Raw genomic sequence first — 16,022 nt, forward strand, 5'->3', positions numbered from 1 at the left:
TTATAAAATCAAGTTAATTTATTTAATTTAAAATTTATTGAAAAACAAAAACCTTATATAGTTCAAAGTATTTTTAAAAATTTTCATTTTTGATTTGCCTTTTCTATTTTCCGATTTAAGCAGCATTGGTACTTCAATTATGCTTGCATTTACTCTTATGGCTTTTATCAATATCTCAAGCATGCTTATAAAACCGTTTTCTTTAATAATTACACCGTATCTTTCTTTTATTTTCTTGATAAGAGAAATGTGATATACTCTGTAAAATGAGCTTAATGTTAAAACCTTAATATTGAAAAAAGACCTGAAAAGCATATTTGCAATGAGGGAAATAATTTTTCTAAAAAAGCTTGTTTTTCCGAATCCGCCACCTTGTGCGTAAACTGATGCAAGAACTAAATTATATTTTAAGTTTGAAATTGTAAGCATATTCGGAAGAATATTTAAATCGGAAGTGTTGTCGCCTTCAAGTGTTACAATCAAATCGTTTTCATTTTTGCTGTCGTTTAAAATCCATTCAAAACCTTTGTTAAAAGAATCGCCGGGACCGCAGTTTTTTTCTTTTCTTATTACGATAAAATTACTTTTGAAAAAGTTATTGAGCATATCAATTGTATTATCTGTTGAGTAATCATCAACAAATACGTAAAACTTTTCATAATTGCCAACAGCTTTTATAAGATTATTGTAAAGATGTTCTATGTTCTGGGATTCGTTAAAAACAGGAATTAAAAAATATAATTTCATTGAAAAAAAATCTTTTAGTAAACAAAAATATCATGCTGATTTATTGCAATCAAATATTCCATAGTTTAATGAAATAATTAAACTATTTGACGAATTAATATTTAAACCTTCATTATTTTTTTCTGCCACTCAATAGTTTTGAGCAATCCCTCTTTAAGTTTTATTTTTGGTTCAAAATGGAGGATGTTTTTTATTTTATCTATATTAGGAACTCTTCGCGGAACGTCTTCGTATCTGCCAAAAGTAGAGTAGGGGATGAAGTTTAATTTTGGAATATCTTTTTCTCCGTTTATAAGTTGCCAGATAATTTTTGCCAAATCAACGATTGCAATTTCTTCATCGGGATTTGTTGCAATATTAAATATTTCACCGTTTGCTTTTTCGCTTAATACACACATTGCAAGTGCTTCAATAGTGTCGTCAATATAAGTGAAAGTTCTTGTTTGTTTTCCGTCACCGTGTATTTCTATCGGTTCTTTTTTGAATGCCTGATTTATAAACACAGATTGCGGTCCGCCCCACCATGTGAGGTTTTGATTTGGACCATAAGAACCGAAAAATCTTACGATAGTAAAAGGCAAACCATATTCATCATTATTTGCCATTATAAATTGTTCGCCATAAATTTTTGATAATGCATAAGCCCATCTTTTTATCTGAGGCGGTCCTAAAAGTAGATCTGAATCTTCGGAAAAAGGAACATTGGTGTTTTTGCCATATACATCAGAAGTGGACGCAAATACTATTTTGCTTCTATCAATTATACATTTATTTACAACATTCTTGAGCATCAAATAATTTTCATCAATTACACGCAGAGCATTTGAATATCTCGGGATTTTCTGCGAAGCCAGATGAACAATAATATCTGCTTTGTAATCCTTAATTACCATAGGATTTCCGATATCGCCATAAATGAATTGAAATTTCGGATTTGCTCTTAAAACTTCAATATTTCTTTCGAAACCATAATTCATATTGTCAATTCCACAAATCTCATGTCCGAGTGATAGTAGTTTTTTTGCAAGGTTGGAGCCGATAAATCCTGCAACTCCTGTTATAAAAATTTTCATATGAATTTTATTTATGCTTGCAAAGTTATAAAAATAGTTTAATTGTTTAACTTCGACATTCGACATTCAGTGTTCGACATTCGATATTTTTTTAAAATAAAAAATAATGAACATCGAATAATGAATAATGAAGTTTACGAGTTTATACCAATTCTCCTCTCAGCGTTGCTGACGTACATCCTTTTATTTTAATATTAATATAATCTCCGATTTGGTATTTTTCGGATGAATTTTTATTTTCATATTTTGGAAATATTACTATTTTGTTTTGTGAATTTCTGCCGTAAAAATTATTTTTATTTTTTTTCGATTCTCCTTCTATAAGAACTTCAAATGTTTTATTCAAATCATTTATATTGCTTTTATGCGAAAGTTTTCTTTGTAAACTTATTATTTCCTGCAGACGTTTTAATTTTATTTCTTCAGGCACGTCATCTTTATATTTTTTACTTGCAGGCGTATCGGGACGTTCGGAATATTTAAACATATAAGCATAATCAAAACCTGCTGTTTCCATAAGTGATATTGTGTTTTCATGGTCTTCTTCATTTTCAGTGCAGAAACCACAAATTATATCCGTGGTTACAGAACATCCGGGAATTATTTTTTTTATTGCTTCAATTCGGTTCAAATACCATTCGCGCGAATATTTGCGGTTCATTAAATTTAAAATCTTTGTACTTCCTGATTGTAGCGGCAAATGAATGTGCCTGCAAATATTTTTATTTCTTAAAATAACATATAATAAATCGTCAGTTAAATCTTTGGGATGTGAAGTTGTAAATCTTACTCTGAGCAACGGACTTATTTCTGCAACCAATTCGATGAGATTTGTAAAACCGAAATTTGAATTCCATTTATATGAATTAACATTTTGTCCGAGAAGTATAATTTCCCTATATCCATTTGCAAATAATTTTTTTGCTTCCTTTATTATTGTTTCGGGGTTTCTGCTTCTTTCCTTTCCGCGAGTGAAAGGTACAACGCAATACGAACAGAAATTTTCGCAGCCGCGCATTATCGAAATAAACGCACTTATTCCTTTTGATTCAACTTTGAAAGGAATAATATCGTCGTAAGTTTCTTCACAGGAAAGTTTTACATTTATTGCTTTAAGTTTTTTTACGGCAGTTTCAATTAATTCGGGCAGATTTCTATATGCATCGGGACCTGCAACAATGTCGATTTTTTTTTCTTCTTCAAATAGTTTTTCTTTTATTCTTTCAGCCATGCATCCGATAATGCCTATTATTAAATCCTTTTTTTTCTTTTTCAGTGGTGTTAGGTTTTTAAGACGGTTTCGTACTCTTTGTTCTGCGTTGTCTCTTACCGAACATGTGTTAATAAGAATAATATCAGCTTGTTTGGGGTTATCTGTAATTTCATAATTATTTTTTATCATCACCGATGAAGCAATTTCGCTATCCGAAAAATTCATCTGGCAACCGTATGTCTCAATATAAAATTTTTTTTTATCCACGAAAGTTCAATTAGACAATGATTTCACAAAGGTAGAAAAAAGTTTTGCAAAATCATTTTAAAAAAAAATTATGATTTATTCCAAAACTATTTTTTTCTTTGCAAAAATATATTCTGAAAAAAAAAGAAAAGAGAATTTAAGGAATTATAAAAAATAAAAAAATATAAGATGGCTAAAAATCTTGTTATAGTTGAATCTCCGGCAAAAGCAAAAACAATCGAAAAGTTTCTTGGTGAAGAATTTCTTGTCAGGTCAAGTTACGGACATATCAGAGATTTGTCAGAAAAAAAACTTTCCATCGATGTTGACAAGGAGTTTATGCCTTATTATGAAGTTCCCTCAGATAAAAAAGATGTTGTGTCGCAATTAAAAAAACTTGCTGATAAAGCCGAAATCATCTGGCTTGCTACTGACGAAGACCGCGAGGGAGAAGCAATTGCATGGCATCTTAAAGAAGCACTGGAATTGAAAGATAATAAAACAAAAAGAATCGTATTTCACGAAATAACAAAAACTGCAATTCAGGAGGCAATAGAAAATCCAAGAAATATTGATAAACATCTTGTTGATGCGCAGCAGGCACGACGGGTTTTAGACCGTCTTGTGGGTTTTGAGCTTTCGCCTATTTTGTGGAGAAAAGTTAAACCTTCTTTGTCTGCCGGCAGGGTTCAATCTGTAACAGTGAGATTAATTGTTGAGCGCGAAAAAGAAATAAATGCTTTTATGACTTCATCATTTTTCAGGGTGGGTGCGGACTTTACCATGAGCGATGGAACAGTTGTAAAAGCCGAGCTCTCAAATAAATTCGAATCAAAAGAAAAAGCATTAGAATTTTTAACTAAATGTATAGGTGCCGAATTTAAAGTTGATAACCTTGAAACAAAACCATCAAAAAAATACCCTTCGCCGCCATTTACTACTTCTACTTTGCAGCAGGAAGCAAGCAGAAAACTCGGCTTTTCGGTTTCCAGAACAATGGTTGTTGCTCAGCAGCTTTATGAATCTGGAAAAATTACTTATATGCGAACCGATTCTGTGAGCTTGTCAAATCTTGCACTTGGAACTACCAAAGAAGAAATTATTAAATTATACGGTGAAAAATATGTTCATACGAGGCAATATACTACAAAAACAAAAGGTGCACAGGAAGCACATGAAGCAATTCGTCCAACATACATCAGCAATCAAATAATTGAAGGTGATGCTGCACAAAAAAAACTATATGACCTGATATGGAAAAGAACTATTGCTTCTCAAATGACAGAAGCATCATTAGAAAAAACAAATGTAACAATCGGCATATCCAAAGCAGAAGAAAAATTTATTGCAAAAGGAGAAGTTATAAAATTTGACGGATTCCTTAAAGTATATATGGAATCTTCGGATGACGAAAATAATAATGAAGAAAATAAAGGAATGTTGCCTCCAATAAAAATCGGAGAATTTTTTAATGTTAAAATTATTAATGCCACTGAATCTTTTACACTTCATCCACCAAGATATACAGAAGCAAGTTTGGTGAAAAAACTCGAAGAACTCGGCATAGGTCGTCCTTCTACTTATGCACCCACAATTTCCACTATCCAGAAAAGAGAATATGTTGTGAATGAAAGCAGAGATGGAGAAAAAAGAAATTATGATGTTTTTATATTGGTAAATGATAAAATTTCGGAGAAAACAGAAACACAAATCACGGGTTATGAGAAGTCAAAACTCTTTCCAACCGATATTGGCTTTGTTGTTAATGATTTTCTGGTAAAAACATTTGAAGATATCCTTGATTATAATTTTACTGCAAGCGTTGAAAAAGAATTTGATGAAATTGCACAGGGAAAAAAAGTGTGGAACGATATGATAAAGCATTTTTACAAGCCATTTCACAAAAATGTTACCGAAACTCTTGAAGATAAAACAAGAGCGCAAGGAGAAAAATTACTTGGAGTTGACAAAGAAACCGGTAAAAATGTATACGTGAAAATCGGCAGATATGGTCCGGTTGTTCAAATTGGAGATGTTGATAAAAATGCAGATAAGAAAGCCGATAAATCAGAAAAACCAAGGTTTGCCGGATTATTAAAAAATCAAAGCATAGAAACCATAACACTTGAAGAAGCATTGGATTTATTTAAGTTTCCAAAAAATATTGGTGAATATGAATCCGAAATACTGACAATCGGAGTTGGCAGATTCGGTCCTTATGTAAAGCATAACAACAGTTTTTATTCATTATCAAAAGATGACGACCCTTTGAAAGTTACAAAGGAAAGAGCAATTGAAATTATTGAAGAAAAAAGAAAAAAGAATCTGGAAAGGGAAGTGAAAACATTTGATGAAAGAAATGATATAAAAATATTGAAAGGAAGATGGGGCAATTATTTGGCAATAGGAAAAGAAAATTATAAATTACCAAAAGATAAAAAAGATATTGGTAATCTTACAGTTGAAGATTGCCTTAAAATTGCCGAAGAAAATAAAAAAACTGAAAAACCGGCGAAAAAAACAAAAAAGAAATTTTATGCAAAGAAATAAGTTTGTCGTTAAAAAATCATTTATGTTGGTTTAATGCGTAATTACAAACTACAAACAACAAACTATATAAAAATACGCTAATTTTTTTTTAATTTTTAACAATGGACATATCTGTATATTTTGAACCTGCCGACAAAGATATTCTGAATGCTGATTATGAATTTTCAAAAGGCATGTTGGGAAGTATTATTAAGCCATATACTGGTGAAAATTTTCCTTCTTTGGAAAATGTGCATATCGCAATTATTGGAGTAAAAGAAGATAGAAAAAGTATAAATAATGAAGGATGCGCTTTGGCTCCCGATTACGTGCGAAAATATTTTTATAAACTTTTTTCCGGTGGATATGACCTGAAAATTGCTGACCTTGGTAATATAAAAAGAGGATTTGATGTTAAGGATACTTATTTTGCTGTGAGCTCAGTAATTGAGGAATTGATTAAAAACAATATTTTACCCGTAATAATTGGTGGAAGTCAGGATATCACTTACGCAAACTACCTTGCGTATGAACAATTAGGACAAATAATAAATATTGTAACAGTAGATTCTCATTTCGACCTCGGAAAAGAAGAAACCAAACTGAATTCACACTCTTATTTGAGCAAAATAATATTGCATCAGCCGAATTTTTTGTTCAACTACGCCAACATAGGATATCAAACATATTTTGTTGACCAGGATGCAATCGAACTTATGAAAAAACTCTATTTCGATATTTACAGATTAGGCGATGTGAGAGCAGACATGGAAGAAGTCGAACCCATTGTTAGGAATGCCGACATGCTGAGCATAGATATTTCTTCAATACGAAAATCAGATGCGCCTGGTAATGGAAATGTATCACCAAATGGATTTTATGGAGAGGAAATGTGCAGAATTGCACGATATGCAGGACTTAGCGATAAATTGTCATCAATAGGTTTTTATGAGTTGAATCCCATACATGACAAGGAAGAACAAACATCTCACCTCGTTGCACAAATAATTTGGTACTTTATTGATGGATTTTATAACAGAAAACATGATTTCCCCCTGAAAGATAAATCCGATTATTTGCAATACAGAGTTAACATTCAGAAAAATAAATATGAGATAATTTTTTATAAAAGTAAAAAAAGCGACAGATGGTGGATGGAAGTTCCATGCACTACCGATAAATACGAAAGACACCATCTGATTCCATGCTCATATACCGATTATCAAACAGCATGCAGGGAAGACATGCCCGACAGATGGTGGCAGGCTTATCAAAAATTCAGCTAACAACATAACCTTTCTCAAAAAATTGCGTATAAAAAGGAGAAGAGTTATATAAATTATTAGTTTTGTTGAAAAAATAATTGTAAATATATTTGATAAAATTTTGTTTTTATGGTTTTTTTTTATTATTTTTATGCCCTCATTTTAAAAACTTAAACTATTAATGATTATGAAAAAAATATTCATTTTTATACTGACACTTGCAATTGTTGATTTTGCATTCTCTCAACAGGAATATCAGTTTACGCAAAATATGTTTAATCACTTTGGAACAAATCCAGGTTATGCTGGTTTTAACAAAGCCATTTGTGTGAATTTACAGGGCAGAAATCAATGGATGGGTTTTGGCGGCGAACCTAAAACCTATCAATTAACAATTGATGGATATGTAAATCCACTTATGGGTGGACTTGGTTTGACTGTGTACAAAGATATTTTGGGTGCATCCGACAGAACTTATGTAAAAGGAGCTTATGCATACAATTTCATAGTTGGAAAAGGTAACCTGGGTATAGGATTGCAGTTGGGTTTGTTAAATGAGGTAATTGATTTCAGTAAATTCAAAGCTTTTGATGCTAATGACCCCGTTATATCATCTAAATCAAAAGCAAGTGATATGTTTTTTGATTTAAACTTCGGGGTATTTTATGAAATTCAGAATAAAATATATTTTGGCGCAAGTTCAACCCAGATGATAGAAGGAAAGGGATTTAAAGGTTTTTCTGAAACCAATGCTGTGGAACAAAATGCCAGACATTATTATTTTACCGCCGGATATACATTCAATGCTTCTTCAAAGATTGATGTTCTTCCCTCTGTTTTTGTTAAAAGCGATGGTGCATCAACTCAATTTGACCTGAGTGCTCTTGTTTTGTTTGATAAAAAATTCTGGGGAGGAGCGAGTTACAGGTATCAGGATGCAGTTGCATTTCTTGTGGGAATGTATTTTAAATCATATAAAATCGGATTATCTTATGATTTTACAACCTCAGAAATTGGTAAAAACAATTACAGCAATGGCTCATGGGAAGTTATGGCAAGCTATTGCTTCAAGATAGTTCCTGTATATAAACCGACAGGACACCATACAACAAGATTTTTATAAAAAATAATAAACATAATATTACGAAACAATTTAAATTCATATTTCGTAAAAATTGTTAAAAATATAGATTTCTAACTCATTCCCAATTGTCAAAAACTATGAAAAAACAAATAAAAAATTTAAGTAGTAGTATTGTATTAGTTTCCATATTGCTTGGCATGCTGAGCAGTTGTGGCGACCCAGGCAAAGGACAATTAATCGGAGTTCAAGACCGAGATGACTTTTATCAGGCAATTCCTTATGGAATGTTGTTTATTCCTCAGGGAAGTTATAACATGGGGCCTAGTGATCAGGACGTACCCTATTCAATCACAGCTCAATCAAAAACAGTTTCTCTTGCTGCATTTTATATGGATGAAACAGAAATAGTGAATAATGAATACAGGCAATTTGTTTACTGGGTAAGAGATTCAATTGCTCATAGAATGCTGGGAGAACAAAATGAAGCACATTTGGTTACAGAAGATGAATGGGGACAACCATTTGAACCTCCTGTTATTAATTGGAGAGAGAAAATACGATGGGATGAACAAGAAGACAGAGATGTTTTAGAACCTTTATTCTTACCTCAGCATGAAAGATATTTCAGAAGAAAAGAATTAGACACCAGAAAACTAATGTATGATTATTACATAATAGATTATAAATCGGCTGCATCCAAAGCAAATAGATTTGATTTTAAAACAGGCAAATATCTGAACGGAATACCCGACAGAAGCTATTTTGTTAAAAAAGATAAAATAAATATCTATCCCGATACACTTTGCTGGGTGCATGATTTTATATATTCTTTCAATGAACCTATGACAAATGCTTATTTCTGGCACCCTGCATTTGATTATTATCCTGTTGTGGGTATTAGCTGGAAACAGGCACGTGCTTTTTGTATATGGAGAACCCAGTTATTGAATGTTTACCTTCAAACCCGTGATGAAGCTACAGTACAGGATTTTAGATTACCTACCGAATCGGAATGGGAATGGGCAGCACGCGGAGGATTGGATTTAAGTCCTTTCCCATGGGGCGGTCCTTATATCCGTAACAGTAATGGATGCTTTCTTGGTAATTACAAACCTTTAAGAGGAAACTATTTGGACGACGGCGGATTGCAGACAATAATAGTTGCACATTATGCACCTAATGATTTTGGATTATATGATATGTCAGGAAATGCTGCCGAGTGGACAAGCAATGCTTTTGATGAATCAGCTTATAATTTTGCTCATGATTTAAATATGGATTATACTTATGAAGCAAAAGAGGATGACCCTTCTGCATTGAAAAGAAAAGTAACAAGAGGTGGTTCATGGACAGGTATTGGCTATTATATGCAGACAGGTACAAGAACTTATGAATATCAGGATACTGCAAAATGTTACATTGGTTTCAGATGTGTCGAATCTTATTTGGGAAGAGATATTGGTGACGGTGGCGGTGCTTCTAATGTTTATTAATAATCTTAATTTTTAATGAGTTCGTCTTGCATATTTGCAATTATGCATAATTTATAAAAAATAATGTGTTTTAAACTTGCTTTTTTAATAAATTAATTAATAATTTAGCCAATATATATTAAATAAAAGTACTAACCAATTAAAAACTCAAAATTATGGCATTTTACGAAACAAGAAGTTATAAGCTTTTTATGGCAAGATTGTATGGCTGGGGTGCATCTCTGGTTATAGTTGGAGCATTATTTAAAATTCAGCACTATCCTGGATCTGGCGTGATGTTGTGCTTGGGGTTGGGAACTGAAGCAATAATATTCTTTTTCTCGGCATTTGAACCACCTCATCCAATGTACGACTGGAGCTTGGTATATCCGGAATTTGCAGGACTACATGATAATACTAAGGATAAGAAAGGAACATTGACCCAGCAACTTGATAAGATGCTTGAAGAATCAAAAGTTGGTCCGGAACTAATATCCAGTTTAGGGCAAGGGTTGAAGAATTTAAGTGATAATACATCAAAACTAACCGATATTACACAAGCTTCAGTTGCAAGCACCGAATATGCAAGTAAAATTAAAAATGTAACCAAGTCGGCTGAAGAATTATCACAGGCATTTTCACAAAGTTCCGAGTCAATGAGAAAAGATGCAACTGTTAGAAATGAATTAGCAGCTACTATGGGTGGAGTTAAAGAATCTGCAACTATTCTGGCAAATTCATACAAACAGGCATCGGAAATTATGAAGGGCGATATATCTGTTAACGAAGAATATCTCCAGTCAATTAAAGCAGCAAGCAAATCAGCACAGGATTTGGCGGGTAATTATGTAAGGTCTTCTGAAATGCTTGTTAAATCAGCTCAGACATTAGATTTTTCAAAAATCAACGGTCAGGAATTTGTGAGTCAGATGCAAGGTATGTCAAAGAATTTGTCATCGCTGAATTCTGCTTATGAATTACAATTAAAAGAAATGAGTGCACAGGCAAATGCTTCAGCATCTCTCAATCAGGGAGTAAGTGAATTTGTAGCATATCTGAAAAATTCTGCAGAAGATACAAGAAAATTAAATGACGCTGTTGCTCAATTGACTTCTAATATTTCTGCTTTGAATAATGTTTATGGTGGAATGTTAAGCGCAATGAGCGGTAACAGATAATTGATTAATAAAATGAAAATAGCAAACATTTAAATATTTAAATTATGAGTGGAGGAGTATTAACCCCGAGACAAAAAATGATCAATATGATGTATTTAGTGTTAACGGCTTTGTTAGCATTGAATGTGTCGAAAGCAGTTCTTGATGCATTTGCTATTGTTAATGATAGTTTGGTTAAAGCGGGTATGGTGCTTGACAATAAGAATGCAGTCACATGGCAGCAATTTGCAGCTGCTTATAACAATGATAAAGCAAAAGTTCAGAAGTATTTCGACAAAGCAAAAGAAATGAAAGTAAAAGCAGATGAAATGACTAAATACATAAGAGATTTAAGAACTGATATCATTGCATATACTGAAAAGGGTACTAAAGACAGAAATTCTGAAGATTGGAAATATTACAAAGAAGACACCCTTGATATGAAGAACGAAATCAAAATGAAAGATAATTATGATAAACCGATGGAAATATTAATCGGACAAAGTGAAACGGGAAAGGGAGCAAAAGGTGAAGAACTGAAGAACAAAATAAATGCATTCAGAGATTATATTTTGCAAATTGACCCTAAATTTAATTTTCCAATCAAAACTGCTGATACTTATAATAAAACTGAAGAAAAAAAACAACCATGGCAGATGAATACATTTTATCATATTATCTTAGCTGCGGATGTTGCTTTGTTAAATAAATTTATTGCAGATATTAATAATATTGAAGCCGATATGCTGGCGTATTTGATGAGGTCAATTCATGCTGCCGACTTTACATTTGATAAAATAGGTGCAAAAGTAATTCCCAAATCACGTTTTGTTGTTTCGGGTGATAAATATGAAGCAGATATTATTGTTGCTGCATTTAATTCAACGCAGGCTCCGTATGCTATTATAAACGGAAATCAACTCAATGGTGATTCGGGAAAAGTTCATTATGCAGTTCCTGCCGGAGCCGAAGGTCCTCAAAAATATTCAGGAACAATTAATTTAAAAGACCCTAATGGAAAAATTAAGTCATATCCTTTCGATGGTGAATATGTTGTTGCAAGACCATCGGCAACTGTTGCTGCAGAAAATATGAATGTGTTCTATATTGGTCTCGACAACCCGGTATCAGTATCAGTGCCAGGCATGTCCGATGACAAAGTTTTCGTTTCAATGACAAACGGACAAATAAGAAAAGTTGGTAAAGGTAAGTACATGGTAAAAGTTGGAGGTGGAAAAGACACAAAAGTTAGCGTAACTGCCGATTTAGGTGGTTCAAAAAAAGCAATGGGAGCATTTCCATACAGGATAAAGAAAATTCCGGATCCTATCCCAATGATAGCTGGTTCAAGAGGTGGTCCTGTTAACAAAAATGCAATAGTAGCAGCTCCTTATTTAAATGCAGTGTTAGAAGATTTTTTATTCGCCGGTGTAAGATATACGGTAACAGGTTTTGAGTTTTCTACTTTAGGACAGGGGGGATTATTATTTACCAGAAATATTCAGGGCTCACAATTAACACCCGAATGTATAGATAAATGCAAAACAGGAAGAGCGGGACAAAAAGTATTTTTTGATAACATACAAGCCAAAGGACCTGATGGTACCACAAGAAGATTACCTGCTTTAATTCTTAAATTAAACTAATGTAATTAAAAATATAAAAGGAGGGATATATGAAAAAAATCATTTTATTATTAACTATAGTTTTTTCACTTTGCGGAGAAAAACTATGCCCTCAGGTAATTAAAGCGCCGCTCAATAGGGCTTGGGATAAAATTCATACGCCAAATCGAAAACCAATTATGTGGATATACCTGCGTGAAGCAGATATGATGTGGGCAAAACGTGTATGGAGGGTTATGGATTTAAGAGAAAAAATTAACCTGCCATACTATTATCCCGAACAACCTGTAAATGACAGAAAATGTCTTGCTCAAACATTATGGGATGCTGTTACAATTCCCGATTCTCCTTATAAACTCACTGCTTATTCCGACCCTGATTTTACGAAACCGAAAACTGCACAGGAAATTGTTAAAGAAAATTCTAGAATTGACAGCGTAACAGTAAAAAGTAAATTAAACCCTGATGAGGACTCTGTTGCTGCTGTACCGGTTGAATTTGCTGCAACTGATGTAAAGCAATTTCAGATAAAAGAAGATTGGTTTTTTGACAGGCAGCGTTCCGTAATGGAAGTCAGAGTATTATCTATTTGTCCTTTGGTTACTAAATTCACAGTTGACCCGGCTACAGGAGAAAAAGTAGAAAAAGGAAAACAACCTTTGTTTTACATATATTTTCCTGATGCAAGACCTTTATTAGCAGTAAGCGAAATTTTTAATTTTCAAAATGATGCCGAAAGAAGAACTTATGATGATATTTTTTGGAAAAGGCTATTTGGAAGCTATGTTGTAAAAGAAGAAAATGTTTATGACAGATGGGTAGGAGATTACTGTAATCCCTTTGATTGTTTACTTGAAGCCGATAGAGTAAAAAATGATATTTTCAAGGTTGAGCATGACTTATGGGAATTTTAGTTTTAAAAATTTAATTTAAAATTATATTTGCTCCCTTTTTTATATAAGGGAGCATTTTTTGTTTTTTTATAAAAATGTATTAATATGAAATATCCATGCAAATAAAAAAATGCACAAACCGTAAATGATTAAATGAGCAGCGCAACTTTCAACAAAGTAATGCATGGATATTCACGAACAGGTTGTGCGGATGGTTTTTGCGGGAGTGAGTAACTAAAAAAGTTAATTAACCAAAGCAGCAAATTAACAGCAGAAATTTCAATTACTTACAAAATTTAAACATATGAAAAAAATAATCTTTTTTGCGTTAATTGTTATCTCTGCTTCTAAACTCAGTGGACAGGATTACATAATGGGAATTGGGTATAGAGGAATTAATGAATTTACAAGAGAAGGACTGGCTTTAACAAACAGCATAGACGTTAAATATAATATTGAGCACGATGCTGCAAATAATAAAGCTGTTGAAGCATTTCTTGCATTCAGATATGCAGGATATTCATTTACAACTTTTATGGAAATTCAAAATCAATTCCATCTTCCGAAAATGAGATATTCTCATATATATTGGTATTATGGATTCGGATTGCATTATGGTTCATATATTGGTGATACATATTTTCATCGAAAAAAAGGACATGATTATGCCGGTAAAGTTTATAATTTTGGAGTAGATGGAATTTTAGGGTTTGATTATGTTTTTTATGACTTCCCCATATCAGTTGGAATTGATGCAATGCCTTTCTATGATATAATTAAACCGGGTCCCAGCGTTTTTAATATGGGATTTACAATTCGTTATGTAATTGGTAAATAAACCTAATCAGTACTTCAAGTTATACTTCAAATGGTTATAAATATAGGTTTTTGCTTAAACAAAATTGTATATTTGTTTTATTGTTCAATTGTTATAAATCAACAAACAACAATTTAACAATTTAGCCATTTAAAGTATAAAAAACTTTAAACAATAGTTAGCCACTAAATATTTATTAGATATAATGGTTTTAATAAAAATTATATTATTTCCAATTTCTTTTATTTATGGTATAATAACATTTATAAGAAATGTTTTATATGATATTAATATTTTAAGTGTTAATAGATTCAAAGTTCCTTTAATTTCTGTAGGTAATTTATCAGTTGGAGGAACAGGAAAAACTCCTCATGTGGAACTATTGGTGCGATTTTTAAAAGAAAAATATGTTACTGCTGTTTTAAGCAGAGGGTATAAAAGAAAATCTAAAGGATTTGTTATTGCAACCGAAAATTCAAAAGCAGAAGAAATTGGTGATGAGCCGTTGCAGATAAAAAAGAAATTTAAAAATACAGTTGTTGCAGTTCACGGAAACAGAACAGATGGAATTAATAAACTTCTCGAATTAAATAACAATATTAAAGCTATTATTCTTGATGATGCTTTTCAGCACAGAGCTGTTAAACCGGATTTGTCAATATTACTTACTGAATATGGAAATATTTACAAAGACGATTTTGTTTTTCCTTCCGGAGGATTAAGAGAATGGCGCTCTAATGCTAAAAGGGCAGATGTAATTGTTGTTACAAAAACGCCTAAAGTATTTTCTCCTATTGAGAGAAAAAGCATTACTGAAAAAATAAAACCCGAACACTATCAGAAATTATTTTTTTCCTATCTGGATTATGATGACATCACTCCTTTTTCTAACTCGAAATATGCTATTAATAAAGATATCTCTGCATCTGTTATATTTACCGGTATAGTTAATCCCAATCCTTTATATGAACATTTGAAAAGAAAGTTTATTGAAATTCAAATATTGACCTTTCCCGACCACCATAATTATACTTTAAAAGATATTCTGAAAATCGAAAAAGTATTTAAAGATATTTTCAGAAAAAATAAAATAATAATTACTACTGAAAAAGATTATATGAAACTTCAAAAACCCGAATTAAGAGAAATAATATCACTATTGCCTTTCTTTTACGTTCCTGTTAATGCGCAAATACATAAAGAAGACAAAAAAGCTTTTGAAGAGGTGGTTTTAAATGCGCTGACTTAATTTTTTTTGTGACGTAAAAGTCATACATCTTTTTAAAAGCTATTGGTTTTGGAGTTTTTCTTATAAATTCAATAATTTCTAATGCACATACTTCAGGACTTTTGAAACTTGTATCAGATTCAAAATCGTAAATGCTGTCTTCATGAACTTTATGGCATTGATGTTTAGCCATTCCTATATATCTGTCCCCTCTTGACTTTTCGCGTTCTTCCAATATATTCAGATTGCATTTAATACCTATATAATAAACATCATGCTCTTTTAAATATTTTACACATTCATATAACCATTCCTTTTCCTGAAGAACATGGTCAACAATAATATTTATGCCTGTCTCCGCATAAGTTGAAAATGATTTGTGAAATCCTTTCATGAATTCCGGAAAAATGTTTTGCATTAATTCAGTAAAAAGAAAATCTGGAAGGTTGTGTTTTTTTATATCGGGTTCAATAGGGTGTTCTCCTGTGTATAAGTAAGGGTCATCTGCCCAGTACTTTTGTGGTATAAGTTTGTAATACATGTCATTAAGTCCTATATAAAGATGAGGATTGTTGATTTTTTTCGATATGAGCTTTGCAATGCTTGTTTTTCCGGCACTTGATGCACCATTTAAGAAAATTATTTTTCCTTTCCCCATGTTAATTTCTTTTTC

13 protein-coding genes are annotated in these 16,022 nt (G+C 32.2%); 9 read left to right on the forward strand and 4 right to left on the reverse strand.

The window, feature by feature from the left end:
- Nucleotides 1–27: 27 nt before the first annotated feature.
- From WC223_06990 to miaB, 3 genes are all read right to left on the reverse strand, one after another.
- Nucleotides 28–747, reverse strand: a complete 720-nt coding sequence (locus tag WC223_06990; GenBank protein ID MFA6923984.1) for a glycosyltransferase — start codon at nt 745–747, stop codon at nt 28–30.
- 101 nt (nt 748–848) lie between these two features.
- The gene (locus WC223_06995) at nt 849–1,820 is read right to left on the reverse strand and encodes an NAD-dependent epimerase/dehydratase family protein (GenBank protein ID MFA6923985.1); all 972 of its coding nucleotides are present in this window, start codon (nt 1,818–1,820) and stop codon (nt 849–851) included.
- Between the two features lie 142 nt (nt 1,821–1,962).
- On the reverse strand, nt 1,963–3,300 hold the full coding sequence (miaB, locus tag WC223_07000; protein ID MFA6923986.1) for a tRNA (N6-isopentenyl adenosine(37)-C2)-methylthiotransferase MiaB: 1,338 nt from the start codon (nt 3,298–3,300) through the stop codon (nt 1,963–1,965).
- A 168-nt stretch (nt 3,301–3,468) separates the two neighbouring features.
- On the opposite strand from miaB, the gene topA reads away from it, so the two are divergent.
- From topA to lpxK, 9 genes are all read left to right on the forward strand, one after another.
- Nucleotides 3,469–5,829, forward strand: a complete 2,361-nt coding sequence (topA, locus tag WC223_07005; GenBank protein ID MFA6923987.1) for a type I DNA topoisomerase — start codon at nt 3,469–3,471, stop codon at nt 5,827–5,829.
- A gap of 101 nt (nt 5,830–5,930) precedes the next feature.
- A complete protein-coding gene (locus WC223_07010) occupies nt 5,931–7,094 on the forward strand; it encodes a formimidoylglutamase (protein MFA6923988.1) in 1,164 nt (387 codons plus the stop codon).
- Nucleotides 7,095–7,260: 166 nt separating this feature from the next.
- Nucleotides 7,261–8,196 (forward strand): PorP/SprF family type IX secretion system membrane protein, encoded by a 936-nt coding sequence (locus tag WC223_07015; GenBank protein MFA6923989.1) that lies wholly within the window; start codon nt 7,261–7,263, stop codon nt 8,194–8,196.
- A gap of 98 nt (nt 8,197–8,294) precedes the next feature.
- Nucleotides 8,295–9,650, forward strand: coding sequence for an SUMF1/EgtB/PvdO family nonheme iron enzyme (locus WC223_07020; GenBank protein MFA6923990.1), 1,356 nt, complete (start codon nt 8,295–8,297; stop codon nt 9,648–9,650).
- 155 nt (nt 9,651–9,805) lie between these two features.
- The gene (gldL, locus tag WC223_07025) at nt 9,806–10,807 is read left to right on the forward strand and encodes a gliding motility protein GldL (GenBank protein ID MFA6923991.1); all 1,002 of its coding nucleotides are present in this window, start codon (nt 9,806–9,808) and stop codon (nt 10,805–10,807) included.
- A gap of 44 nt (nt 10,808–10,851) precedes the next feature.
- Nucleotides 10,852–12,432, forward strand: a complete 1,581-nt coding sequence (gene gldM, locus WC223_07030; GenBank protein ID MFA6923992.1) for a gliding motility protein GldM — start codon at nt 10,852–10,854, stop codon at nt 12,430–12,432.
- A 29-nt stretch (nt 12,433–12,461) separates the two neighbouring features.
- Nucleotides 12,462–13,325: a gliding motility protein GldN gene (gldN, locus tag WC223_07035; protein MFA6923993.1), complete on the forward strand. Its 864-nt coding sequence runs from the start codon at nt 12,462–12,464 to the stop codon at nt 13,323–13,325.
- Nucleotides 13,326–13,608: 283 nt separating this feature from the next.
- Entirely contained in the window at nt 13,609–14,142 is a 534-nt protein-coding gene (locus WC223_07040) for a hypothetical protein (GenBank protein ID MFA6923994.1), read from the forward strand.
- Nucleotides 14,143–14,326: 184 nt separating this feature from the next.
- Entirely contained in the window at nt 14,327–15,370 is a 1,044-nt protein-coding gene (lpxK, locus tag WC223_07045; GenBank protein ID MFA6923995.1) for a tetraacyldisaccharide 4'-kinase, read from the forward strand.
- Here the strand turns inward: lpxK and WC223_07050 are convergent.
- The coding region (locus tag WC223_07050; GenBank protein MFA6923996.1) for a hypothetical protein at nt 15,303–16,022 on the reverse strand (720 nt) is incomplete at its 5' end. The genes lpxK and WC223_07050 overlap by 68 nt on opposite strands.

This window comes from Bacteroidales bacterium (genome assembly GCA_041671145.1).
GTDB lineage: Bacteria > Bacteroidota > Bacteroidia > Bacteroidales > JAHJDW01 > JAQUPB01.